The sequence below is a fragment of the Bacillus sp. B25(2016b) genome, from assembly GCF_001679765.1.
In the GTDB taxonomy this organism is placed as follows: domain Bacteria; phylum Bacillota; class Bacilli; order Bacillales; family Bacillaceae_G; genus Bacillus_A; species Bacillus_A thuringiensis_K.
The window spans coordinates 4,320,541-4,343,921 of sequence record NZ_CP016285.1 but is presented as its reverse complement, the minus strand read 5'-3'; the positions used below and the strand labels follow the sequence as shown (position 1 = coordinate 4,343,921).

The following is a 23,381-nucleotide window of genomic DNA, read 5'->3' as shown; positions in this document are numbered from 1 at the left end:
TGGTATTATCCCCTATAGGTAGACAGTAAAAAAAGAGTCCATCTGATATGATGGACTCAATACTGTTTTATCTGGAGGGGATTTTTTTATGGCAAGAAAAGGACAATCATTTCAAAAATATACAGAAGAACTAAAGCGAGAAGCAGTTCGTCTTCGATTAGAAGAGAGAAAATCATTGCGAGAAATTCGTGAACAACTCGGTGTGAAGAGCGATGCCCAGATTATTGAGTGGGTAAAACGTGCGCAACAAGGGGAGTCCTTTGATGATCAACGTGGTGTCTGGAATCGAAAGAATTTTAATAGTCTAGAAGAAGAAAATGCTTATTTGAAGGCACAGGTTGAGTATTTAAAAAAGCGCAATCCAAATCTACACGGGAAGGAATGGTCCTAAAGAAAGAACGATTTTCTCTTATCGATTCATTACGCCAAGCCTATCCACTCCGATGGTTGCTTCAAATCGCGGAGGTTTCTAAGGCTGGCTACTATAAATGGCGGAAATATCATAACGTGCAGCGTTTACGTCAGAAAAGGGATATGTGGCATAAAGAACATATTTTATCTATTCATCGTCAGCACCCTTACTATGGGTATAAACGTATGACTCGTGCTTTGGCTCGAGAAGGAATGGTAATGAATCATAAACGTGTTCGTCGTCTTATGAGAGAGCTGGGTATTCAATCTATCATTCGAAAAAAACGTCCGTTTTATGGAAGAAAAACATCTGTGGTATTTAAAAATCATTTGAATCGAGAGTTTCAAGCTGAAAAGCAAAATCAAAAATTCGTAACAGATATTACTTATGTACGAATCGGAGAACAATTTGCCTATTTGTCAGCTGTGTTAGATTTATACAACAATGAAATTGTTGCCTGGAAGCTATCTTCAAGAAATGATTTAGATTTGGTTTTAACTACATTACGTCAATTAGAAGGGAAGTCATTAACTACTAAGCCCCTTTTCCATTCAGATCAAGGGTTTCAATATACATCTAAATCCTACGCAAAACAGTTAGAGAAATTAGGATTTGTCGGTAGTCATTCTAGACGTGGAAACTGTTTTGATAATGCGTGTATCGAATCATTCTTCTCACATTTAAAAACAGAGAAGTTGTATTTAGTGTGCCCAAAAACATATGAAATGGCCTACCGAGCAATTCAAGAATATATTCAATTTTATAATACAGAAAGATTCCAAGAAAAACTTCACGGCCTTTCCCCGATAGAATATCGGGAAAAGGCCGTGGCATAATACTCTTTTTATTACTGTCTACTTGACAGGGAGATGACCACAACCTCTCTTTTTTTGCGTTCTTTGTCGGTAAATCGAAATTCGTGTTGAATCGTTGATATATTGAGAGTTGTGATAGATATATTTAAAAAATCGTTAATATGATAAGGATGTCACCTTTTTTCTTAAAATCTATATTGTATTTTATAAACAAACTAGTTAAAATTTAGAAAAATAGAAGGGGATAGACGTATGAAACAACAACTAAAAATCGCAGAACTTCTAAAACGAATTGAAACTTCAAAACAGCAAGATGTTGAGCTAGGTACTTATGAAATATATGTGTTTAGTGAAAGTGAATTAGAAAAAGGACAAATCGGTTATCGATATGATAAACATAAAAATTCATTAATAAGTGAAGAAAACGGAAAGTGGCAAGAAGGATGGATTACAATTGGATATGAAACGGATATGGGCGATCCAGTTTTCGTAAATATAGATGATGACGCTTATCCGGTTTATACTGCAGAACGTGGTACAGAAAAATGGCAGCCAGTTTATATTGGAAATATGGATGAGATTATAGGGCAATTATAAGAAAAACTTTGAATCCGGTGCAAAGTGATGGGAGAGAAGTATGAAGTATATAAAAATAATGAGCATGATTGCATTCATTGGAATATATATGGCCGGTTGTTCACAAGAGCAGCCGAAAAAAGAAACTACATCTTCTATACAAGAGAAAAACAAAGATACCAAAGAAGACGCACCGGTAGAAAAGCAGCAAGAACAAGAAAAGAATGAAGAGTCACAAGCAATTCAAACGAATGAGCAAGTAGAACATAAGCAAGAGGAAGTATCATCTGAGGAAAAGAAAGAAGAAACTACGCCAGTACAGCCAACTGAGCAACCAGTGCAAAATAATGAACAAAAAGTAGAGAGTAATGAAAAACAAGAGAAGTTTCTCGTCGTTATTGATCCAGGGCATCAACAAAAAGCGAATTTAAACTTAGAGCCGATTGGACCAGGGGCAACAACGCAAAAATATAAAGTGACAGACGGTACAACAGGTGTTGTGACGAAAAAGAGAGAGGCTGTACTTGTATTAGAAATGGCTTTTTTATTAAAAGAAAAGCTTGAAGCAAAAGGGATACAAGTATTAATGACGAGAACATCACAAGACGTTGATATAAGTAATAAAGAACGGGCGACATTCGCAAATAATCATAAGGCTAATTTATTTTTACGTCTTCATGCAGATGGTTCTGAAAATCCAAACCAAAGTGTATTTTCTGTATTGACGCCGGCAGAAGGAAGTCCGTATACGAGAGAGATTTATGCGGAAAGTCTTCAAATCTCTCAAATGATTGTAAATAAAATGAGGGAGAACCAGCAAGTAAAAGTAAATGGAATTAAATTTCGGGATGATCTTTCTGGATTTAATTGGGCAAAGGTTCCTGGTGTGTTATTAGAACTTGGGTTTATGTCAAACCATGAAGAAGATAAAAAATTATCTGACCCGCAGTATGTAAATTCTTTATTGCAAAGTGTAACGGATAGTATAGATGTATATCGGAAGAGTAAAGCTTAAGCGCAGTCTTACATGAAAGGCTGCGTTTTTCTATATGAAACACTCGTAAATTAGAATATTGTGGATAAATATGACATGCTTAATTTTACCTGCACTTTTTGCCGAATGCTGATACAATAAAGGATGTTACTATTTAGTAGAAAGAGTGGTAAGCATGTTAGATTGGATGAAAAAGCTGTTTAACAAAGAGGAAGAACAAACAGCGATGAATAAAGAAGTACCAAAGCAAATTGAAAGTCAGCCGAAAATTCCTCGTGTAAACCACTACACTGAAGCAAGAGAAGCACAAATGGCAAGTAGGAATGCAGGTAAATGCCGTTTTCCTTTAGTACCGGATAATGGGTTCGATGAAGAGGATGAAAGCGAAGTAAATCGCTTCGAAGAACAACCTGTTCAAGGAGTAACATATGAAGAATCGACTGCCCAAAGAGGAATAAAGGTGGAAAGAAGCAGACGACCGTATGTGGAAAAGGTAGTTTCTACATATGAAGAGCCGGAAGTGCAATATGAACCGGTGCGGGAGTCTGTCGTTAAAAAGGCATCTGTACCTTCGCAAGAGAGTAACCGTAGACCATTTCGTCCAACAGAAATGATTTCGCCAATTTATGGATATAATCGTCCTTCAGTAGAGAAAAAGAAAGAAAAGCAGGAGGAAGTAAAGGAAAGAGAAGACCTTGAAATATCTGTAGAGGGTAAATCAGTCGTTGATGCATGGTTAGAGAAAAAAGGATATACATTATCTGATTTCTCGGAAGGACAAGCACCAACTTCTTCTAGTCATAGAGCTGCTAACCAGCATGGAGAGCAACAATATGAAGAGAATAAAAAGGAAGAAAAGTCAGTAGTTGATCAATGGCTAGAGAAAAACGGTTATGAAATTGAACGCCAAGTGCCTTTAGTAGAAGAAAAAGAAGTGATTCAAGAAATGAGTACACCGCAGGAAGTTTCAGCGGATGAATTACTTCATAAAACAGTAGCTGAGCAGATGGAAAGTGCTAAGCTAGAAAAAGATGTAGTGGTGTTAAACGAAAACAATCTACAAGAAGAATTAGTAGCTTCTAAAGTAGAGCACGAGGATACAATATTATCAGAAGAAATTAAACGTAATACAGAAATAAAACAACCTACTATTGAAGTAGAAAAGCAAGCTCCAGAAGAATCAGTGATTGTCAAAGCAGAAGAAAAACTTGAAGAAACAATCATTGTGGAAATACCAGAAGAAGTGTCAAAAGTAGAAGTAATTGCAGAAACGGAAGAGTTTGAAGAAGTAGTTATGGAAACAGAGGCACCTGAAGAAGTGGAAGTAATTGCGGAAACAGAAGAGTCAGAAGAAGCTGAAGTAATTACAGAAACAGAAGAGTCAGAAGAAGTGGAAGTAATTGCGGAAGCAGAAGCAGAAGAAACAGAAGAAGTGGAAGTAATTGCGGAAACGGAAGAAACAGAGGAAGTGGAAGTAATTGCGGAAGCGGAAGCAGAAGAAACAGAAGAAGTAGAAGTAATTGCGGAAGCAGAAGCAGAAGAAACAGAAGAAGTAGAAGTAATTGCGGAAGCAGAAGAGTCAGAAGAAGCTGAAGTAATTACAGAAGCAGAAGAGTCAGAAGAAGTGGAAGTAATTGCGGAAGCAGAAGAGTCAGAAGAAGTAGAAGTGATTGCAGAAATAAACGCGCCTGTAGTAGAGACATTTGTAGCACTTGAGGACATTCAGCAAGAAGATGAAGCAATTGAACAAAAGAATGAATTCATACATGTTGCTGAGGCTGATGAACAAACGAAGAAAGATGTTCAAAGCTTTGCGGATGTTTTAATTGCAGAAGAACAACCAGTTGTAGAAGAAGCACTGGTCGTAGAAGAACAACCAGTTGCCGAGGAAGCACCGGTCGTAGAAGAACAACCAGTTGCAGAAGAAGCACCGGTCGTAGAAGAGCAGCCAGTTGCAGAGGAAGTACGGATTGCAGAAGAACAGCCAACTGCCGAGGAAACACCGGTCGTAGAAGAACAACCAGTTGTACAAAAAGAAGAACCAAAACGTGAGAAAAAGCGTCATGTACCATTTAATGTTGTTATGTTGAAACAAGATAGAACACGATTAATGGAAAGACATGCAGCTAGAGCAAATGCAATGCAGCCTTCTGCTAATGTACGAGTAGAGAATAAGCCAGTACAACAAGAGGTAGCAGAACCACAAGTGGAAGAACGCCCAGTGCAGCAAGTAGTAGCAGAGCCACAAATGGAAGAACGCCCAGTGCAACAAGAGGTAGCAGAACCACAAGTGGAAGAGCAACCAGTGCAGCAAGTAGTAGCAGAGCCACAAATGGAAGAACAACCAATACAGCAAGTAGTGGTAGAGCAAGTACAAAAGCCAATTTCAAGTACGGAAGTACAAGAGAAAGCATATGTTGTAAATCAAAGAGAGAACGATATGCGAAATGTATTGCATACACCACCGACATATACTGTTCCACCATTAGCGCTGTTGTCGATTCCACAGCAATCAGCGTTAGATAATACAGAATGGTTAGAGGAGCAGAAAGAATTATTAGATACAACGTTTAATAATTTTCACGTTGGAGCACATGTTATTAATGTATCGCAAGGGCCAGCGGTAACTCGTTTTGAAGTACAGCCAGACCCAGGTGTGAAAGTAAATAAAATTACAAACTTAAGTGATGATATTAAGTTAAGTTTAGCTGCGAAAGATATTCGTATTGAAGCGCCGATTCCAGGGAAGAGTGCAATTGGAATTGAAGTTCCAAATAAAGAAAGTAAGCCGGTATTTCTTCGCGAAATTTTAAGAAGTCCTGTATTCACAAAGAGTGAATCACCGCTTACTGTTGCGCTTGGACTTGATATTTCAGGGGATCCAATTGTAACGGATATTCGAAAAATGCCACATGGACTTATTGCGGGTGCAACCGGTTCTGGTAAAAGTGTGTGTATTAACGCCATTTTAACGAGCATTTTATATAAAGCGAAACCACATGAAGTGAAGTTAATGTTAATCGATCCGAAGATGGTTGAGCTTGCACCATACAATTCTGTTCCGCATCTTGTAGCACCTGTTATTACGGATGTAAAAGCAGCAACAGCTGCATTAAAATGGGCAGTTGAGGAAATGGAACGCCGTTATGAATTGTTTGCACACGCAGGTGCTCGTGATTTAACTCGCTACAATACGATTGTAAGTGAGCGAGAAATTCCAGGAGAGACATTACCTTATATCGTTATTGTCATTGACGAGTTAGCCGATTTAATGATGGTAGCACCTGGTGATGTTGAGGAAGCGATTTGTCGCATTGCGCAAAAAGCACGTGCTTGTGGTATTCATTTATTAGTAGCGACGCAGCGTCCATCTGTAGATGTTATTACAGGTTTAATTAAGTCAAACATTCCAACGCGTATTGCGTTTACTGTATCATCTCAAGTTGATTCGCGTACGATTATTGATATTGGGGGCGCGGAGAAATTACTTGGCCGTGGTGATATGTTATTCTTAGGGAACGGTACATCTAAGCCAGTTCGTGTACAAGGTGTATATGTATCGGATGATGAGATTGAAAAAACAGTTGATCATGTGAAAAAGCAAATGAAGCCGAATTACTTATTTAAGCAAGAGGATTTATTAGCGAAAACAGAACAAGCTGAGTCAGAAGACGAATTGTTCCTTGATGCATGTCAATTTGTTGTAGAACAAGGGGGAGCGTCCACATCTTCTGTACAGCGAAAATTCCGCATCGGTTATAATCGCGCGGCACGTCTCATTGAAGAGATGGAATCGCAAGGGATTATTTCTGAAGGTAGAGGAACGAAACCGAGAGATGTCCTTATTTCTGAGGATGAATTTGCCGCTATGCAGGAAACAAATGTATAGTAAAAGGTTTTGCTGTATACTAAGAGAAAATGTTGGATAGTAAAGTAGGGAGTAAAGCGACATGAAAGAAATTGAATTAAAATTAAAAGGTGAAATAAATAGACTAACAAATAAAACATTTAAATTTGACGAACGTGTTGGAGAAGGTTGGTTCTCTGCCGTTTACTTTTTAAAAACTAGAGAAATCATCGAAGAATTTCGCCCGAAAAGTGTTGTAACGATGCAATTTTTCCAAAAGGAAAATGCAGTTCTTTGCGGAACGGATGAAGTAATTGCATTGCTACAAACATTCGCTAAAAATCCTGAGGAACTTGAAATTAACTCTTTAAAAGATGGCGATAAAATTAGTCCATTTGAAACAGTGTTAACAATTCATGGTCCTTATGAAAATTTCGGATTTTTAGAAGGTGTCATTGATGGGATTTTAGCTCGTCGTACATCGGTTGCGACAAACGTATATAACGTTGTCCAAGCTGCGCGTAGCGTAGATAAAGAAAAACCAGTTATTTTCATGGGAGATCGTGACGATCATTATACACAACAAGCTGGTGACGGTTATGCAGCATACATCGGAGGTATGAGCGCACAAGCGACGCATGCGATGAATGAATGGTGGGGCAAAAGTGGTATGGGGACGATGCCTCACGCATTAATTCAAATGTTTAATGGTGATGTTGTAGAAGCTGCAAAAGCATATCATAAGAAATTCCCAGAAGATGAATTAGTTGTATTAATTGATTACAACAATGATGTCATTACAGATGCACTTCGCGTAGCGCGTGAATTTGGATCAACATTAAAAGGTGTACGTGTAGATACGTCCCGCACGATGATTGATCAATACTTCATTCGCCACCCAGAAGTACTTGGAACATTCGATCCACGTGGTGTAAACCCATCGCTTGTATTCGCACTTCGTAAAGCACTTGATGAAGAAGGATTCCAGCATGTAGACATCGTTGTAACTGGTGGATTTGATGAGAAGCGTATTCGTGAATTTGAAGCTCAAAACGTACCTGTTGACATATACGGGGTAGGAAGTAGCTTATTAAAAATGAATATTGGCTTTACTGGTGATAACGTAGAATTAAATGGAAAACCAGAAGCGAAAGCTGGTCGTAAATATCGTCCAAACCCACGTTTAGAGCGTGTTCAATTAGAAAAAAGAGAAGAGATGTAAAAGAGAGAAAAACTGATAGGTGATTGACCCTATCAGTTTTTCTGTTATCATAGTATAGCGGCTTCTTTTTTGCTATAATGGACTTGTTATAGACATATAAAGAAGTACGTACGAGTTTATCCTGATAAGTGAAGGGAAAGAATAACTTCACTACATCAAAAATGTATGATGATTACCAAAATAAGAAAAGATTCATATACTGTCTTATAGATAGGCCGTTGTATTAGTTCGAAATGTTGGAGGTTCTTTAAGATGACAGTTTACCATTTTGTAGGAATTAAAGGAACAGGAATGAGTTCATTAGCGCAAATTCTTCATGATATGAAGCATACTGTTCAAGGGTCTGATTATGAAAAGCGTTTCTTTACACAAACAGCGTTGGAAAAGCGTAGTATCTCGATCCTTCCTTTTGATAAGAATAATGTAGAAGAAGGACAAGTGATTATTGCAGGAAATGCATTTCCTGATACGCATGAAGAAATCGTAGCAGCAAAAGAATTAAACATCCCAGTCCATCGTTACCATCATTTCTTAGGTGACCTGATGAACCAATACACAAGTGTTGCTGTAACTGGTGCACATGGAAAAACATCAACAACTGGTTTGTTAGCCCATGTAATGCAAGGTGCACACCCTACATCTTACCTTATTGGAGATGGAACAGGGCATGGGGTAGAAAATAGTAAGTATTTTGTATTTGAAGCTTGTGAGTATCGTCGTCATTTCTTGTCTTATAATCCAGACTATGCAATTATGACGAATATTGATTTTGATCATCCAGATTATTTTGCAGACATCAATGATGTATTCAGTGCATTCCAAGAGATGGCATTGCAAGTGAAAAAAGGCATTATTGCATGTGGAGATGATGAAGAACTTCAAAAAATTCAAGCGAAAGTACCTGTTATTTTCTATGGATTTGGAGAAGATAATGATTTCCAAGCACGCAACATCCAAAAGAGAACAGATGGCACGATATTCGATGTATTCGTTCGTAACACGTACTATGATACGTTCAAAATTACAGGATACGGCAATCACAGCGTATTAAATGCGTTAGCAGTAATCGCGCTTTGCCATTATGAAAATGTTGATGTAGAAGCAGTAAAACATCAATTAACAACTTTTGAAGGCGTAAAACGTCGTTTTAATGAAAAGCCGATGGGAGAGCAAGTAATCATCGATGACTATGCACACCATCCGACAGAGATTAATGCAACGATTGAAGCTGCTCGTCAAAAACATCCAGAGCGTGAAATTGTCGCTGTATTCCAGCCACACACATTCTCACGTACAGAAAAGTTCTTAGATGAGTTCGCAGAAAGCCTAAGCAAAGCTGACCAAGTATATTTATGTGATATTTTCGGATCAGCACGTGAAAACAAAGGTGAATTAACAATTGAAGATCTGCAAAAGCGTATTGACGGTGCAGAACTAATTACAGATACAACAACGGATGTATTAAAGAAACATAAAAACGGCGTTCTAATTTTCATGGGCGCAGGTGACATCCAAAAATTCGAAGCAGCTTATGTAAAAGAAGTTCAAGTTGCAGAGAAGTAATAGGAAAGACGCATAGCTTGGCTGTGCGTCTTTTTTTGTTGTCGTGGTTGTGTATTAATGTTGAAACGTCGATATATATGGAGTTGTGTTCGATATATTTCAAAAATCGTTGATATATTGGTACGCGTTTTGAAATGTAAGTGTTAGAATAATAAGAAAACTAAAAAGGGGACTAAAAAACATGTTCACACTCCGAGTAGATGACGAAATCGAACTACAATTATTAGAAAAACATCATAAAGAGGAATTATATCAATTATTAGATCAAAACCGTAATCATTTACGGAAATGGCTCCCTTGGGTAGATGGGACAAAATCTGCTGATGCTTATGATGAGATTTTTCCGATGTGGTTAAAGAAGTTTGCAGAGGGAGATGGTTTTGAAAGTGGCATACGTTACAAAGGAAAGCTCGTTGGGATGGTAGGTATTCATCCAGTGAGCTGGGGGAAGAAAGCGACGAGTCTTGGGTATTATCTTGCAGAAGATGCTGGCGGGAAAGGTATTATGACGCGTAGCGTAAAGGCTGTACTTCACTATGCATTTGAAAATTTAAAGCTGAATAAAATTGAAATTCGTTGCGGTGTTGGAAATGCGAAGAGTCGCGCAATTCCAGAGCGTTTAGGATTTAAGTTAGATGGTATTTTACGAGATGAAGAATGGCTATATGATCATTTTCATGATATCGCTGTATATAGTTTACTAGCTTCAGAATGGAAAGAGATTCGATGAACGAGAAGATTCGTATTGTTCCATATGAAGGTACGTTTCAAGAGGAAATAGTAGATCTTATCGTTCATATTCAGCAAAAAGAGTATAATGTTCCCATTACGAAAGAAGAGCAACCTGATTTACTTGAAATAAAAACGTTCTATCAAAAGGATCACGGAAACTTTTGGGTAGCACTTTATGATGGTAAAGTAGTTGGAACAGTAGCTTTATTAGATATTGAGAATCATCAAGTAGCGCTAAGAAAAATGTTCGTGAAGAAAGAGTTTCGCGGAAAAGAATGGGGCGCGTCATATATGTTGCTTCAAACAGCAATTTCATGGGCTGAGGATAAAAAGTTGAAAGATATTTATTTAGGAACAACAGTAAAATTTTTAGCGGCACATCGTTTTTATGAAAAGAATGGTTTTCAAAGTGTGAGTATAGATGAGTTGCCGAAAAACTTTCCGGTGCTACAAGTAGATAAGAAATTTTATAGGTACATTGTGTAAAAGGTCATTTAGAAATGGCCTTTTTCTATGAACCAAAATGGAAATAGTGGTATAATTTGGATTAGGGGGTGTAGGTATGAACTTTCCAATTCAAAGAAGTAAGTCAGTAGTCATTTTCGTTTGTCTTACGTTAGCTTTTATGTGTATATATCCAATTGTCATGTTTTTCACTAATAGAGCGCATTGGATGTCAGCGTTGATTGGGATGGGTTTATGCTTCCTTGTAAATGTACCACTCGTTTGGGAAGTATTTATTAAAAAACATAAAGTAGAAAATGGTGTATTAAAGTACGGCATTTTAAATGAAGATATCGTATTGAAAGAGATAAGAATCATTCGTCAAGTTGGGAAATACCTTGAAATTACGACGAATGCATACAAAGTACATATGGTTGCGATGCCGCAAAATATGAATGAATTTTTGGCGCTTATCGAGAAAGAAAATCCACATGTGAAAATAGAAATGGTAGAGAAGAAATAAAAAAAAGCTCGGAGAAAATTCCGAGCGTTTTTATTATTATTTTAAGTTCTCTGGGTTTAAAGCTTCTAATTCAGGTACAACGAAGCGTCCGTCTTTACGGATTAGTACGTCGTCGAAGTAAATTTCGCCACCGCCGTATTCAGGGCGCTGGATGCATACTAAATCCCAGTGAATGTTCGAGTTGTTGCCGTTCCATGCATCGTCGTAAGCTTGTCCAGGAGTGAAGTGGAAGCTGCCATCGATTTTTTCATCGAATAGGATGTCTCCCATTGGATGTAAGATGTATGGGTTTACGCCGATTGCGAACTCACCAACGTAGCGTGCGCCTTCGTCTGTATCGAAGATTTTGTTAATGCGCTCTGTATCGTTTGCAGTTGCTTCAACGATTTGACCATTCTCAAACTTAAGTTGTACATTTTCAAATGTATAACCGTTGTAAGGAGATGGTGTGTTGTAAGAAACTGTACCGTTAACAGAATCACGAACTGGTGCAGAGTATACTTCACCGTCTGGAATGTTTAAATGACCTGAGCATTTAATTGCTGGAATGTCTTTAATAGAGAATGTTAAGTCAGTTCCGGGACCAGTTAAACGAACTTTATCTGTTTTATTCATTAATGTAACAAGGCTATCCATCGCCTTATCCATTTTACCGTAGTCTAAGTTACAAACTTCGAAGTAGAAGTCTTCGAAAGCTTCTGTACTCATTTTAGCAAGCTGTGCCATAGAAGCATTTGGGTAGCGAAGAACAACCCAGCGCGTTTTCGGAACGCGAATGTCTCTATGAACTTTTTTACCAACTGTTTGGCCATGAACTTTCATACGCTCACTTGGAACGTCAGCTTGTTCATTAATATTATCGCCAGAGCGAAGGCCGATATAAGCGTCCATGTCTTTCATTACGCTTGCTTCATATGCAGCGATTTGTTCGAAATGTTCTTCAGTAGCACCCATTAATAAAGAGCGATCTACTTGATGATCTTTTAAAGAGACGAATGGGAAACCACCAGCTGCATATGCTTCTTTTACAAGTGCAGTTACAAGTTCTTTTTGTAAGCCAAAGTTTTCAATTAATACTTTTTCACCTTTTTGTAAGCGGATAGAGTAGTTAATTAAATTGTATGCTAACTTTTCAATACGTGGATCTTTCATATGTAAAGCCTCCCTACTAATTATGTATCCTCTCCTATTGTAACCTACTTAGTGGAATTTGTTGAATGATTTATGTTACAGTTAACGAATAAGTATGAAAATTCTAATGATGAGATAGGGATTAGAATGAAACGGAAAATGATTGTATAATAGGGGAAAGTATGAAAAAGATAAAGGAAGTGATGAAATGCAAGTTCTTTTATATGTAAGTGCGGCTATTATCGCGGTTGCTTTCGCAGTATTAGTAGTGTATGTATGCAGAACGTTGTTATCGGTTCAGAAGACGTTAGAAAACGTTGCAAGCACGTTAGAAGGTTTAGAAAAACAAATGCAAGGAATTAGCGTAGAGACAGAGCAATTATTACATAAGACGAATGCGTTAGCTGATGATATTCAACAGAAGTCACAGTCATTAAATAAAGTGGTAGCGGGTGTAGATGGGATTGGAACGACAATCCAATCTTTAAATACGAAGCTTCGTAATGTATCAGACTCTGTAACGGATGAAATTGAAAATAACGCTGATAAAGTAGCGCAAGTTGTACAGTGGAGCAGTGCGGCGATTGAAGTATACAATCATTACCGTGCGTCGAGACAAGAGAAGAAGGTTGAAAAAGAAGAGCGTAAATTAGAAAGAATTGAGAAAAAAGCTGAAAAGAAAGAGAAGCGCTCTAGATTTCGTATGAGAGGTGAATCGTGATGAATATGACAAAACTTGAAACAATTGAAGAGCTTGAAGTCTTAGTAGAAAAGAATGAGCCGTATGTTCTTTTTAAACATAGTACGACATGCCCGATTAGTCACGGTGCATACACAGAATTTCAAGCGTATTGCAGTGAAGAAAGAGCGGTACCAGCGTATTACTTATACGTACAAGACGCGAGAGATGTGTCGAATCGTGTTGCAGAACAGTACAGCATTAAACATGAATCTCCGCAAGTGTTATACATAAAAGATGGGATCGTAGTATGGAATACGTCTCATTGGAACATTAAAAAAGACGCTTTAGAAGAGAATATTAAGTAAAAAGAAGCAAGCTAAAGGTGCTTGCTTCTTTTTTTTGTTTTTGTTGAAATATATTTAATGGTACACTGTTATTAGTTCAAATTAAATAACTAGATTGTTGAAAGTAGGTTTTAAGTAATGAAGAAAATGGCATTATCCTTCGCGGTCGTAAGTTTATTACTGGGAGCTTGTAGTAACGATAGTAATACGATTAGTAAGAAGGATGAAGTTATACAAAAAGATACAAAAGAAAAAAGTATGATTCCGAGAACTGCTGTTTCTAAAGATTATTATAGAACTGTTATTCCTTTAAAAGAACAAAAGGTTATTAATACAGCTAATATAAAAACAAATTCTAAATTAGATTTAGCAGAGTATGAAAATGGTTTAATAAATATTGCAACGCAACAATTTGATACAGAGAGTCACGTACTGCAATTAAATCAGTATATTCCAGAGAAACTAGTTGATGAACTAGTTGCGAAAGTAGAAGCGCCAGTTTTGACGAATATTATAGAACAAGACTATTTTGGAAAACAGAATTCAAATGAATTAAGTTTATCTGGTGTTATGATTGGCTTAGCTATGTCTTCAAGTGTATCGAATGAAGAAGCTATGTCTAAAGGGTCTGAAGTTGCTAAACAACTTATTGAAGCTATTAACAAAAATGATAAGTATAACAAATCTCCAATTACGTTTGCTATCTTTAAGCAAGAAAGTACTAGTTCTTTAAAAAATGGTACGTATATTGCTAGTGCTACTGTTCAAAAGAATGATACGAACCTTGGAAATTGGAGTACAATTGATGAAAAGTCGTATTCATATCCTTCTGATGAATTTACACAAGCACATGGAGAAGATAATACAAAAATAAATAACTTTGCTAAGGAAATAAAAGGTTTTTCTAATGGAGATTTTATTCCAGTCAACGCTAAAGTTTCTTATAAGAAAGATCAAATGGATACATTAAATATGAATATTGTTATTAAATATAACGGTAAAACAGAATTAATGGCTTTTACCCAATTGGCTGCTCAAGGCATGTTAGACAAATTGCCTAAAGATGCGAAAGTACAATTACAGATTAAGTCCGAGAGTAAAATTGAGGCCGTTATTATAAAAGAGAAAAACAGTGATAAACCGTTTGTTTCCTTCTTGTAAAAAAGACAGTATGTAAACTGTCTTTTTTTTATTTTAAATAAAAATATACAATGTTTTTTGATAGTAATTCATTGCTGTATATCGTGTGACAATCGTATATGTATCAGCTATAATAAGTTATCTTAAAAAAGTAATATATAGGAATTTGAAAGAGGTGGCTTTCTTATGGCATCACAACAATTAGGTCGTTTACGTTCTGAGATTGATCAACTTAATTTACAAATATTAGAGTTACTAAACGAAAGAGGTCGTCTCGTACAAGAAGTTGGTAATTTAAAAGAAATACAAGGTGTGAAACGTTTTGATCCTGTACGTGAAAGAAATATGCTGGATTTAATTGCAGAGAATAATAATGGTCCATTTGAAACTTCGACTTTACAACATATTTTCAAACAAATTTTTCAAGCTGGTTTAGAGTTACAAGAAGATGATCATCGTAAAGCATTACTTGTTTCTCGTAAGAAAAAAACAGAAGATACAATTGTTGAAATTAATGGTGAAAAAATTGGTGACGGAAATCAGCATTTTATTATGGGACCGTGTGCAGTGGAAAGTTATGAACAAGTACGTCAAGTTGCTGAAGCAATGAAAGAGCAAGGTCTGAAATTAATGCGTGGTGGTGCGTTCAAACCACGTACTTCACCGTATGATTTTCAAGGTCTTGGATTAGAGGGATTACAAATTTTGCGCCAGGTAGCAGATGAATATGAATTGGCTGTTATTAGTGAAATTTTAAATCCGAATGATATTGAGATGTCATTAGATTACGTTGATGTTATTCAAATTGGCGCTCGCAATATGCAAAACTTTGATTTGCTCAGGGCAGCTGGTGCTGTAAATAAACCAGTATTATTAAAACGTGGTCTATCAGCAACGATTGAAGAATTCATTAATGCGGCAGAATATATTATGGCAAAGGGAAATGGAAACATTATTTTATGTGAACGAGGTATTCGCACGTATGAAAGAGCGACGCGTAATACGCTTGATATTTCCGCTGTGCCGATTTTAAAGAAAGAAACACATTTACCTGTCGTTGTCGATGTAACGCATTCTACAGGGCGACGTGACCTTCTCTTACCAACTGCAAAAGCAGCGATGGCAATTGGTGCAGACGCAATTATGGCTGAAGTACATCCAGATCCAGCTGTAGCTTTATCAGATGCGGCGCAGCAAATGAATATACCGCAGTTCAATGATTTTATGAATGAATTAAAATCATTTGGAAGTAAATTATAAAAACTTTTAATGAGCTGTTCCAAGAAGGCATTTTGGAACAGCTTTCTCCTATTGGATAGCGACTGTCATTGTCGATTTTTGTTGGTAAGTTGATATATTTAAAAAATCGCTGATATAATTAGAGTTGCGGTCGATATATTTGGAAAATCGCTGATATATTTCGAGTTACAGTCGATATATTCGAAAAATCGCCGATATAAATTTCATTTACTATCGTACTGCTTAAAATAAGATTTCTACTTAGGAAACATCTATTTTTTTACAAAAAATGCCCTTTTTTCATAAAAAATACGAAAATACGAGAAAAGAAGCGAATTTTTTCGAAACTTTTGCGGGAAAATATTGTATGAGCCTGCGTTTTTATCGTATCATTAGTAAAAGGAAGAACTCGGGACGATTGGTGGCATCTGCAAATAGAGTTGATGTCTTTTTTTCATTCAAGTAACCGATACATAAAAATAGATAACAAAAATAGAAGGAGTGTGCGATGAGATGAACGTAACAATATATGATGTAGCGCGCGAAGCAAACGTTTCAATGGCTACCGTATCACGCGTTGTGAACGGTAACCCAAATGTAAAGCCTACAACAAGAAAGAAAGTATTAGAAGCAATTGATCGTTTAGGATACCGCCCAAATGCGGTAGCACGTGGACTAGCAAGTAAGAAGACAACTACAGTAGGTGTTATTATTCCTGATATCTCAAATACGTTTTATGCAGAACTTGCACGTGGAATTGAAGATATCGCAACAATGTACAAATATAACATCATTTTAAGTAACTCTGATCAAAACAAAGAGAAAGAGTTCCATTTATTAAATACGATGCTTGGAAAACAAGTGGACGGAATTGTTTTCATGGGTGAAGATATTACAGACATTCACATTGAAGAATTTAAAAAATCTCCAGTACCAATTGTATTAGCAGCGTCATTTGATGAGCAAAATGAAACGCCATCAGTAAATATTGATTATACACAAGCAGCTTATGATGCAATGAAGCACTTTATTGAGCAAGGACATAAGCGTATCGGTTTCGTCTCTGGTCCTTTCATTGATAAAGCAGGAAGTGCGAAGAAGTTACAAGGTTATAAAAAAGCTCTAGAAGAAGCAAGTATTTCATATGATGAAAATCTTGTAATCGATGGAGATTACACATATGATTCAGGTATTGAAGCATTCGAAAAGCTTTGGAGCAATGATGAAAAGCCAACAGCAATCTTCGTGTCTTCTGATGAAATGGCACTAGGTGTAATCCATGCAGCACAAGACGCTGGATTAAACGTACCAACTGACGTAGAAGTACTTGGTTTCGATAATACACGTCTTGCATTAATGGTTCGTCCGCAGCTTTCAACAGTTGTTCAACCGATGTATGATATCGGTGCAGTAGCAATGCGTTTATTAACAAAGTATATGAACAAAGAAAAAGTGGAAGATCACACTGTTATCTTACCTCACCGTATCCAATTTAGAGATTCAACCAAGTAAGTATAAAAAAGCTCACAGCATTTGCTGTGAGCTTTTATTCGGATTCAGGATAGTATTTTTGTACGACTGTATCCACCGCTTTATTTTTCTTAACGTGTAAAAATCTTGCGTACAATTCTTTTCCAGTTTTAAAGGGGGTATCGTCTAATTCAAACACATGTAACACTTTTCGGAACGTCCACGTTACTTGCTCATCGTACATATTATCGTACGTATCTTCAGATTGCATAGCAATTTTTTTACCAAGTTCGTGAGCATCCTCTAAACTGTTTGCTTTAACAAGAATAATGCTTTCTTCAAAAAGTGTATTGTGATTCTCTTCATAATGCCCATCAATTTTCGTAGAATTAGGCTCACTAGAATGAACAGACTCAAACAATAATTTTACAGCGTACATATTATGCTACATGTTTCACTTTATAAATAATACTTGCGACAAGCGAAGCAGGTATTGTAAATACGTTACTTTGATAATGGTAATGTACTTGGGATTCTTCATAAGACATATTGTCATATAGTTCGTTTTGTGAGACATTCATTTTTTTCTGTTTTTCTTTGAGCATTTTAATGTAGTTGTACTGTATTGGGACGAGAATGATGAAATAAGCTAATACGATTAGTGAAATCCAAATCATTATGAACACTCCCTTACAAAGGATATTTGTATATGGTAATTATATCAATTTACATGAGGTATATCCATATTTTTCTAGTGGACAATTTCTTTTCCAAAATGCAAAAAGTTCTTCAGGACTTCGTAAATTATGTTCAAGGCATGTTTGTGAAGTGCGTTTAAAATATCCTACAATATCATCTTCCAATTGAAATCCTCCCTAGTATATAGCTTACCTGGAAGAGTTCTCTATAGATTGTATGATTCCTTGTTATATGTCACATAAGTGTAAAAATAACTATTATAGGGCAATGTCATGTATAATAGAAAGAAAAGGCTTGTGAGGGGGGAAAAGAGATGATCGTTCTTTGGATAATTACGCTTTGTATGACTGCTATTTTTGCATATATGACGTTAAAACAAAATGGTTTAAAGCGATTTGTTCCAGGAAGTATTCTTGCAGGAATTGCCCTTATCACGTATGTAATTTCTATTTTTATTGAAAGTGTATCAGTAGATATGAACAAAAGTTTAATGTTTATTGGTATTACACTATTTGCAGGTAGCATTATGGTACTTATGGTTGCTGGTATTATTTTGTTTATTCATATGAATTCGGAAACGTTATAGCATATAGAAAAGGCATGTCCCCTTGGGGACATGCCTTTTTATCCGTTCAATTATGCTCTATCTTTAGAAGAATTTTGTTGCTTTAATAAGTCACGAATTTCGCCAAGAAGTTCTTCTTCTTTTGTTGGTTCCGGAAGTGCCTCTTCTTTTTCTTCTTCTCTCTTAGATGTTAGTTTGTTGAATACTTTAACGAACATAAAGATAGCCGCTGCAATAATTAAGAAATCAAAAATAGTTTGGATGAAGTTACCGTACATAATAGATGATTTACCGAATGTAATTTTTAAATCTGTAAAGTCAACGCCACCTAATACCATACCAAGTAATGGTGTGATGATATCTTTTACTAAAGAACTAACGATTTTACCGAATGCAGCACCGATTACAACCCCGACAGCTAAATCGATTACATTCCCTTTGAAGGCGAATTTTTTAAACTCGTTCCACATGTGTTAATCCCATCCTTTCCACGATTCATTATGAAATTTATAATTCCTATCAACATATTCTATAGAAATTTGTGACAGAAATAAAGGGGGAATGGGAATGAAAGTAAATTCTGAAAAATGTATCCGTTTTAATTTTTGCTTACATTATCTAGTAGAGATTGCAATAGTTGCTGCGTTTTTAATCCTTCTAATCCATCTACAACAGGTTTTGTATCTCCATGTACACATTCAATAAAATGATGAACAGCATCTTCAAAACCACGTTGTTTTAACGTCGTATCCCATGATGGGGAACCACTTTGTGAAACTGAGTTTTCCTGTTCAATTTCAAATGTATTCATATTTTTTACGCGAATGATTTTCCCTGGCGTTACAAGTTCAATTTGTTCTAAATTAGTACCGGCATGGCGATGCATTGCAGTAGAAAGTAATAGTCCACTTGGAGTTGTATATGTATGATGTCCGTAAAGAAGTTCATTCTTTTCATTGATTTGTATCATATTGTGAACGGCGTTAAGGTCATCATTAGCTAACCAGCGAGCAGTATCTACAATGTGTAAATAATCATCTAACATAGTGAAGTCGTACGTATATGGCCCGACTTTATTTGTACGATGCTTTTCAATTCGAATCCATGAAATATCATTAGCCTGTTCTTTGGCAGCGACATACATAGGAACGAATCTGCGATTAAATCCGACCATTAATTTTCGGTTATACTTCTCGCTTAACTCGACTAGTTGCTCAGCTTGTTCCACTGTAGCTGCTAGTGGCTTATCAACATAAACGTCGATTCCCTTTTTCAGAAGTTCAGAAACGATTTCATAATGTGAAGCAGTTGAACTATGAACGAAGATTGCATCGCATTCCGAAGCTAACATTTCAATAGAATGAAAGTCTTGAATACGGTATTGCTGACAAACTTGTTTTCTTTTCTCAGCGTTAGGTGTAAACGCCCCTACAAAATTCCAATCTGTTTCTTTTGTAAGTGTTGGAAGGTAGGCTTTTTGCGCAATACTTCCAAGTCCAATCATCCCAATTTTAGGTTTGTTCATGTGTATTCCCACCCTATTAATAGTAATGTAACGGGTTAAATGTAGCATAGGGTGGGGGAGGAAGGCAAAAAATAGCTTTTTACTTATTCCCTTCTAACAAAATCTTCTCTATCTCTTCAAAGTTATGAGCACGAGCATGCTCTAGCGGGGTAACACCATCGTTGTCTGGAATAGTTACATCTGCGCCGTGCTCAATAAGAAGGCGAATGACTTGTTGCTGTGTTTCGTTTCCGTTACTTAGTACGATGGCTTCCATTAAAGCTGTCCATCCCAGGTTATTTACATGATTTACATCAATATTTGTTCGAGTGAGGAGTTCTTTTATAACGTCAATATAGCCATGTTCTGAGGCTGGGATAAGAGCTGTTCCGCCGTAAAGATTTGTAATCGTAGGATCTGCACCAGCATCAATTGTTAGTTTTAAAATGTCTAAGTAACCTTCCGCACCGGCGTATAGAAAGGGATTGTTTTTCATGTCATCTTGGATATTTACGTCAGCACCAGCTTCGATAAGTGCTTTTGCGGTTTTTACATCATTTTTGTATGTAGCAATCATAAGAGGGGTACGTCCTTGATTATCCGTCGCATTTATATTTGCACCTTGTTTTAGTAAAGATATAACAGTATTCGTTTCATTTTTTTCAGTAGCTGCTAGTAGTGCAGTCTCCATGTTTGTCATCTCCTTTTTGACTTCTTGTTCTTGCGAGCATCCTTGTAAAAAAATTACGCAACATATCATACTGAATGTTTTTTTGAACATGGAATTTCAACCTCCTAATTTCAACTGTAAAATAGGAACATTAAATTTTTATAAACTGACGCTAAAATTACTATAAAATTGCTTGAGTAATTGAACATATATTTTTATGCTTATAAATAATAAGGTTTGATAAAGTGAGGATTTAAGATATGTCTATTAAAACAAGGTTTTTATTTTCTTATATTGCTGTTATCCTCGTTTCCATTACGCTTATATTAGTCGCGGGATTTTTAATCGTTTTTTCGATAACAGGTGACTTGGAAGCAGTAAAAAATTTCTATAAAAGTTCTTATATTCAAAAGCCACTTACACCAGAAGAAGAGAATGCCTATCTTGAGTTGAAGTCAGCAGCTAAACAGCATCAATCTCAATTGTTAGATGAGTCGTTTGTCTCAGCAATAGAAAAAGAGGGTGTGAAAATAGTAGTAAGAAAAGGAGAAACACTTTCATATGCTTCAAACGTATTTGAAAGTGTATCTTTAAAAGAAGCCCTTCCGAAATTTGAAGCGGCAAATATTAATAGTCGTGGTACAACGGAACTAGGCGAGACATTTTATCGATATGTAAAGTTTGATTTTTATTTTCCAGAGAAAGAAGAAGGGAGTATATTTGTACTAAAAAAGCAAAGTTCATTTGTAGATCTTACACAAAAATTATTTCCAATCTTATTCGTATCTCTCTTACTACTAGCCATTTTACTCATTGGATTATTAAGTTACCTCGTTTCAAGAAGTGTAATAAAACCAATTTTTGTATTGAAAGGCGCAACGGAGAAAATTAAAGAAGGAAATTTAGATTTTCAAATACCAGTTACATCACACGATGAAATAGGGCAATTAAATCAAGGATTTGAGGAAATGAGGAAGAGATTAAAAGAATCGATAGAGATGCAAACACAGTATGAAGAAAATAGAAAAGAGCTTATTTCAAACATCTCTCATGACTTAAAAACACCGATTACATCAATTATCGGATATGTAGAAGGAATAAAGGACGGGGTAGCAAATACGCCAGAAAAAATGGATAAGTATTTAACAACTATCCATACGAAGGCAAAACATATGGACACACTAATTGATGAACTCTTTTTGTTTTCGAAGCTCGATTTGAATCGAGTTCCCTTTCAGTTTGAAACGGTTGAATTAAATATGTTTATGCAAGAGTTAATCGAAGAGATGCAAATGGATTTAAGTAAAGAAGGTATAGAAGTTAACTTACAATTACATGCATCACCACTATATGTAACGGCTGATTGCGAAAAGATCAATAGAGTTATATCAAATTTAATTCATAATAGTGTGAAATACATGGATAAAGAAGAGAAGAAAATTACTGTAACAGTATCGAGTGATAATAATAAAGTTATTGTGAAAGTGATGGACAATGGATCAGGTATAGAATCTGATACATTGCCGTATATCTTTGAACGTTTTTATCGTGCAGAACAATCGCGGAATTCTAGCACAGGTGGAAGTGGACTTGGTTTAGCAATAGCGAAGCAAATTGTTGAAGAACATGGCGGGGAAATTTGGGCGGAAAGCGAGCTTGGTAAAGGCACAAGCATTTTCTTCTCATTGGAAAAAGTAGAGGAATGTGGTGAGTAAATTGAAAAGAATTTTACTAATAGAAGATGAAGTAAGTATTGCAGAATTACAGCGAGATTATTTAGAAATTAATGATTTCCAAGTTGATGTAGAGCATTCAGGAGAAACAGGTTTACAAATAGCCCTGCAAGAAGACTATGATTTAATTATTTTAGATATTATGCTTCCGAAAATGAACGGATTCGAAATTTGTAAACAAATACGTGCTGTAAAAGATATTCCGATTCTACTTGTTTCAGCAAAAAAAGAAGATATAGATAAAATTCGCGGACTCGGATTAGGAGCGGATGATTATATAACGAAACCGTTTAGCCCGAGTGAATTAGTCGCAAGAGTAAAAGCACATATTGCCCGTTATGAAAGATTATTAGGAAATGTGAGTAAGCAACGTGATACGCTATATATTCACGGAATTTCTATTGATCAACGAGCGAGGAAAGTTTTTATAAACAATGAAGAAATCGCGTTTACAACGAAGGAATTTGATTTATTGACATTCTTTGTAACGCATCCAAACCAAGTATTAAATAAAGAACAGTTATTTGAACGCATTTGGGGATTAGATTCCGCTGGTGATTTAGCCACTGTTGTCGTCCACATTAGAAAACTACGTGAAAAAATTGAAAGAGATCCTGCTCACCCGCAATACATTGAAACGGTATGGGGAGCTGGTTATCGTTTTAATGTGTAGGGAACCTGTCAAAGTTTTGGCAGGTTTTTTATGTGATCAAAAGGGGAAAATAGGTAATTTATGTTAAAATATAAAGAGAGATAAAACATAGGAGAGTGTGAGAGGGCGTGCTACATTTTGGGAGATACATTAAAAGATAATAAATCAAACAAGGCTTTAAAGATTGGAACCAATATCATACTTATCTTATTAATTATCGGTGCAATACAAATGTTTTATGATGAAGATTATACAAATGATCATTTTGGTTGGTTATTTATGATGGTCTTTTTTGCAATTAAAATAGTTTCTAGTTTTCTAATAAGTTTAAAAGAAGGAGATAAAAAGGCAGTATTTATTGATTTAGGTTTAGTGGTTTTGTGTGTTCTTCTTTTAATTGTTACTAGTTGAAATACTTCTTTTG

25 protein-coding genes are annotated in these 23,381 nt (G+C 36.1%); 18 read left to right on the top strand and 7 right to left on the bottom strand.

Going from position 1 to position 23,381, the window contains the following annotated elements; all coding sequences use genetic code 11:
* The first annotated feature begins 88 nt into the window (after window positions 1-88).
* From BAQ53_RS22225 to BAQ53_RS22185, 9 genes are all read left to right on the top strand, one after another.
* A protein-coding gene (locus BAQ53_RS22225; protein WP_087874946.1) for an IS3-like element ISBth8 family transposase occupies window positions 89-1,248 on the top strand; the annotation gives its coding sequence in 2 pieces (ribosomal slippage) (window positions 89-347 and window positions 347-1,248; 1,161 coding nt in all).
* A gap of 231 nt (window positions 1,249-1,479) precedes the next feature.
* On the top strand, window positions 1,480-1,824 hold the full coding sequence (locus BAQ53_RS22220; RefSeq protein WP_000813291.1) for a hypothetical protein: 345 nt from the start codon (window positions 1,480-1,482) through the stop codon (window positions 1,822-1,824).
* Window positions 1,825-1,864: 40 nt separating this feature from the next.
* Complete coding sequence (locus tag BAQ53_RS22215; RefSeq protein ID WP_208906252.1) at window positions 1,865-2,818, top strand: N-acetylmuramoyl-L-alanine amidase; 954 nt, start codon at window positions 1,865-1,867, stop codon at window positions 2,816-2,818.
* Window positions 2,819-2,972: 154 nt separating this feature from the next.
* Window positions 2,973-6,686 (top strand): DNA translocase FtsK, encoded by a 3,714-nt coding sequence (locus BAQ53_RS22210; protein WP_208906251.1) that lies wholly within the window; start codon window positions 2,973-2,975, stop codon window positions 6,684-6,686.
* Window positions 6,687-6,747: 61 nt separating this feature from the next.
* Complete coding sequence (locus tag BAQ53_RS22205) at window positions 6,748-7,866, top strand: nicotinate phosphoribosyltransferase (RefSeq protein ID WP_000658370.1); 1,119 nt, start codon at window positions 6,748-6,750, stop codon at window positions 7,864-7,866.
* A gap of 252 nt (window positions 7,867-8,118) precedes the next feature.
* Window positions 8,119-9,429 (top strand): UDP-N-acetylmuramate--L-alanine ligase, encoded by a 1,311-nt coding sequence (gene murC, locus BAQ53_RS22200; protein WP_000219467.1) that lies wholly within the window; start codon window positions 8,119-8,121, stop codon window positions 9,427-9,429.
* Window positions 9,430-9,610: 181 nt separating this feature from the next.
* Window positions 9,611-10,159, top strand: coding sequence for a GNAT family N-acetyltransferase (locus BAQ53_RS22195; protein WP_000494681.1), 549 nt, complete (start codon window positions 9,611-9,613; stop codon window positions 10,157-10,159).
* Window positions 10,156-10,647, top strand: coding sequence for a GNAT family N-acetyltransferase (locus tag BAQ53_RS22190; protein WP_208906250.1), 492 nt, complete (start codon window positions 10,156-10,158; stop codon window positions 10,645-10,647). The genes BAQ53_RS22195 and BAQ53_RS22190 overlap by 4 nt, the downstream gene beginning before the upstream one ends.
* 76 nt (window positions 10,648-10,723) lie before the next feature.
* The gene (locus tag BAQ53_RS22185) at window positions 10,724-11,128 is read left to right on the top strand and encodes a PH domain-containing protein (RefSeq protein WP_208906249.1); all 405 of its coding nucleotides are present in this window, start codon (window positions 10,724-10,726) and stop codon (window positions 11,126-11,128) included.
* A gap of 36 nt (window positions 11,129-11,164) precedes the next feature.
* Here the strand turns inward: BAQ53_RS22185 and BAQ53_RS22180 are convergent, their stop codons facing one another.
* A complete protein-coding gene (locus BAQ53_RS22180; protein ID WP_000654731.1) occupies window positions 11,165-12,280 on the bottom strand; it encodes an aminopeptidase in 1,116 nt (371 codons plus the stop codon).
* A 187-nt stretch (window positions 12,281-12,467) separates the two neighbouring features.
* Here BAQ53_RS22180 and BAQ53_RS22175 point away from each other — a divergent pair, with 187 nt between their 5' ends.
* The 5 genes from BAQ53_RS22175 to ccpA all read left to right on the top strand — a co-directional run bounded on the left by BAQ53_RS22175 (window position 12,468) and on the right by ccpA (window position 17,176).
* Window positions 12,468-12,980 (top strand): DUF948 domain-containing protein, encoded by a 513-nt coding sequence (locus tag BAQ53_RS22175; RefSeq protein WP_001197720.1) that lies wholly within the window; start codon window positions 12,468-12,470, stop codon window positions 12,978-12,980.
* On the top strand, window positions 12,980-13,306 hold the full coding sequence (gene ytxJ / locus BAQ53_RS22170; protein WP_001057465.1) for a bacillithiol system redox-active protein YtxJ: 327 nt from the start codon (window positions 12,980-12,982) through the stop codon (window positions 13,304-13,306). The genes BAQ53_RS22175 and ytxJ overlap by 1 nt, the downstream gene beginning before the upstream one ends.
* Before the next feature lie 117 nt (window positions 13,307-13,423).
* On the top strand, window positions 13,424-14,446 hold the full coding sequence (locus tag BAQ53_RS22165) for a CamS family sex pheromone protein (protein WP_000737999.1): 1,023 nt from the start codon (window positions 13,424-13,426) through the stop codon (window positions 14,444-14,446).
* A gap of 165 nt (window positions 14,447-14,611) precedes the next feature.
* Complete coding sequence (locus BAQ53_RS22160; RefSeq protein WP_208906248.1) at window positions 14,612-15,685, top strand: bifunctional 3-deoxy-7-phosphoheptulonate synthase/chorismate mutase; 1,074 nt, start codon at window positions 14,612-14,614, stop codon at window positions 15,683-15,685.
* A 492-nt stretch (window positions 15,686-16,177) separates the two neighbouring features.
* The gene (gene ccpA / locus BAQ53_RS22155; RefSeq protein WP_001103300.1) at window positions 16,178-17,176 is read left to right on the top strand and encodes a catabolite control protein A; all 999 of its coding nucleotides are present in this window, start codon (window positions 16,178-16,180) and stop codon (window positions 17,174-17,176) included.
* 34 nt (window positions 17,177-17,210) lie between these two features.
* On the opposite strand, the gene BAQ53_RS22150 is transcribed toward ccpA, so the two are convergent.
* Genes BAQ53_RS22150 through BAQ53_RS22140 form a run of 3 tightly spaced genes read right to left on the bottom strand, consistent with a single transcriptional unit; the run spans window position 17,211 to window position 17,997 of the window.
* Window positions 17,211-17,573, bottom strand: coding sequence for a DUF4288 domain-containing protein (locus BAQ53_RS22150; protein ID WP_003302999.1), 363 nt, complete (start codon window positions 17,571-17,573; stop codon window positions 17,211-17,213).
* Window position 17,574: 1 nt separating this feature from the next.
* Window positions 17,575-17,811 carry a DUF3949 domain-containing protein gene (locus BAQ53_RS22145; protein WP_208906247.1) on the bottom strand — a complete coding sequence of 79 codons (237 nt, stop codon included), beginning with the start codon at window positions 17,809-17,811 and terminating at the stop codon, window positions 17,575-17,577.
* 39 nt (window positions 17,812-17,850) lie between these two features.
* The gene (locus BAQ53_RS22140) at window positions 17,851-17,997 is read right to left on the bottom strand and encodes a hypothetical protein (protein WP_208906246.1); all 147 of its coding nucleotides are present in this window, start codon (window positions 17,995-17,997) and stop codon (window positions 17,851-17,853) included.
* A 149-nt stretch (window positions 17,998-18,146) separates the two neighbouring features.
* Between BAQ53_RS22140 and BAQ53_RS22135 the strand changes: the two genes are divergently transcribed.
* A complete protein-coding gene (locus BAQ53_RS22135) occupies window positions 18,147-18,419 on the top strand; it encodes a DUF3917 domain-containing protein (RefSeq protein WP_208906245.1) in 273 nt (90 codons plus the stop codon).
* Window positions 18,420-18,469: 50 nt separating this feature from the next.
* Here BAQ53_RS22135 and mscL read toward each other — a convergent pair whose 3' ends face one another.
* From mscL to BAQ53_RS22120, 3 genes are all read right to left on the bottom strand, one after another.
* Window positions 18,470-18,868, bottom strand: a complete 399-nt coding sequence (mscL, locus tag BAQ53_RS22130) for a large-conductance mechanosensitive channel protein MscL (RefSeq protein WP_000266999.1) — start codon at window positions 18,866-18,868, stop codon at window positions 18,470-18,472.
* Window positions 18,869-18,996: 128 nt separating this feature from the next.
* On the bottom strand, window positions 18,997-19,923 hold the full coding sequence (locus tag BAQ53_RS22125) for a Gfo/Idh/MocA family protein (protein WP_208906244.1): 927 nt from the start codon (window positions 19,921-19,923) through the stop codon (window positions 18,997-18,999).
* Window positions 19,924-20,002: 79 nt separating this feature from the next.
* Window positions 20,003-20,683 carry an ankyrin repeat domain-containing protein gene (locus BAQ53_RS22120; protein WP_000475117.1) on the bottom strand — a complete coding sequence of 227 codons (681 nt, stop codon included), beginning with the start codon at window positions 20,681-20,683 and terminating at the stop codon, window positions 20,003-20,005.
* Window positions 20,684-20,832: 149 nt separating this feature from the next.
* On the opposite strand from BAQ53_RS22120, the gene BAQ53_RS22115 reads away from it, so the two are divergent.
* The 3 genes from BAQ53_RS22115 to BAQ53_RS22105 all read left to right on the top strand — a co-directional run bounded on the left by BAQ53_RS22115 (window position 20,833) and on the right by BAQ53_RS22105 (window position 23,368).
* A complete protein-coding gene (locus BAQ53_RS22115) occupies window positions 20,833-22,287 on the top strand; it encodes a sensor histidine kinase (RefSeq protein WP_208906243.1) in 1,455 nt (484 codons plus the stop codon).
* Window position 22,288: 1 nt separating this feature from the next.
* A complete protein-coding gene (locus BAQ53_RS22110; protein ID WP_131251256.1) occupies window positions 22,289-22,978 on the top strand; it encodes a response regulator transcription factor in 690 nt (229 codons plus the stop codon).
* A gap of 117 nt (window positions 22,979-23,095) precedes the next feature.
* Window positions 23,096-23,368 carry a hypothetical protein gene (locus BAQ53_RS22105; protein ID WP_000502923.1) on the top strand — a complete coding sequence of 91 codons (273 nt, stop codon included), beginning with the start codon at window positions 23,096-23,098 and terminating at the stop codon, window positions 23,366-23,368.
* Window positions 23,369-23,381: the final 13 nt, after the last annotated feature.

Coding starts and splice junctions, on each gene's coding strand:
- BAQ53_RS22220 (WP_000813291.1), top strand. CDS start 1,480: ATGAAACAACAACTAAAAATCGCAGAACTTCTAAAACGAATTGAAACT.
- BAQ53_RS22215 (WP_208906252.1), top strand. CDS start 1,865: ATGAAGTATATAAAAATAATGAGCATGATTGCATTCATTGGAATATAT.
- BAQ53_RS22210 (WP_208906251.1), top strand. CDS start 2,973: ATGTTAGATTGGATGAAAAAGCTGTTTAACAAAGAGGAAGAACAAACA.
- BAQ53_RS22205 (WP_000658370.1), top strand. CDS start 6,748: ATGAAAGAAATTGAATTAAAATTAAAAGGTGAAATAAATAGACTAACA.
- murC (WP_000219467.1), top strand. CDS start 8,119: ATGACAGTTTACCATTTTGTAGGAATTAAAGGAACAGGAATGAGTTCA.
- BAQ53_RS22195 (WP_000494681.1), top strand. CDS start 9,611: ATGTTCACACTCCGAGTAGATGACGAAATCGAACTACAATTATTAGAA.
- BAQ53_RS22190 (WP_208906250.1), top strand. CDS start 10,156: ATGAACGAGAAGATTCGTATTGTTCCATATGAAGGTACGTTTCAAGAG.
- BAQ53_RS22185 (WP_208906249.1), top strand. CDS start 10,724: ATGAACTTTCCAATTCAAAGAAGTAAGTCAGTAGTCATTTTCGTTTGT.
- BAQ53_RS22180 (WP_000654731.1), bottom strand. CDS start 12,280: ATGAAAGATCCACGTATTGAAAAGTTAGCATACAATTTAATTAACTAC.
- BAQ53_RS22175 (WP_001197720.1), top strand. CDS start 12,468: ATGCAAGTTCTTTTATATGTAAGTGCGGCTATTATCGCGGTTGCTTTC.
- ytxJ (WP_001057465.1), top strand. CDS start 12,980: ATGAATATGACAAAACTTGAAACAATTGAAGAGCTTGAAGTCTTAGTA.
- BAQ53_RS22165 (WP_000737999.1), top strand. CDS start 13,424: ATGAAGAAAATGGCATTATCCTTCGCGGTCGTAAGTTTATTACTGGGA.
- BAQ53_RS22160 (WP_208906248.1), top strand. CDS start 14,612: ATGGCATCACAACAATTAGGTCGTTTACGTTCTGAGATTGATCAACTT.
- ccpA (WP_001103300.1), top strand. CDS start 16,178: ATGAACGTAACAATATATGATGTAGCGCGCGAAGCAAACGTTTCAATG.
- BAQ53_RS22150 (WP_003302999.1), bottom strand. CDS start 17,573: ATGTACGCTGTAAAATTATTGTTTGAGTCTGTTCATTCTAGTGAGCCT.
- BAQ53_RS22145 (WP_208906247.1), bottom strand. CDS start 17,811: ATGATTTGGATTTCACTAATCGTATTAGCTTATTTCATCATTCTCGTC.
- BAQ53_RS22135 (WP_208906245.1), top strand. CDS start 18,147: ATGATCGTTCTTTGGATAATTACGCTTTGTATGACTGCTATTTTTGCA.
- mscL (WP_000266999.1), bottom strand. CDS start 18,868: ATGTGGAACGAGTTTAAAAAATTCGCCTTCAAAGGGAATGTAATCGAT.
- BAQ53_RS22125 (WP_208906244.1), bottom strand. CDS start 19,923: ATGAACAAACCTAAAATTGGGATGATTGGACTTGGAAGTATTGCGCAA.
- BAQ53_RS22120 (WP_000475117.1), bottom strand. CDS start 20,683: ATGTTCAAAAAAACATTCAGTATGATATGTTGCGTAATTTTTTTACAA.
- BAQ53_RS22115 (WP_208906243.1), top strand. CDS start 20,833: ATGTCTATTAAAACAAGGTTTTTATTTTCTTATATTGCTGTTATCCTC.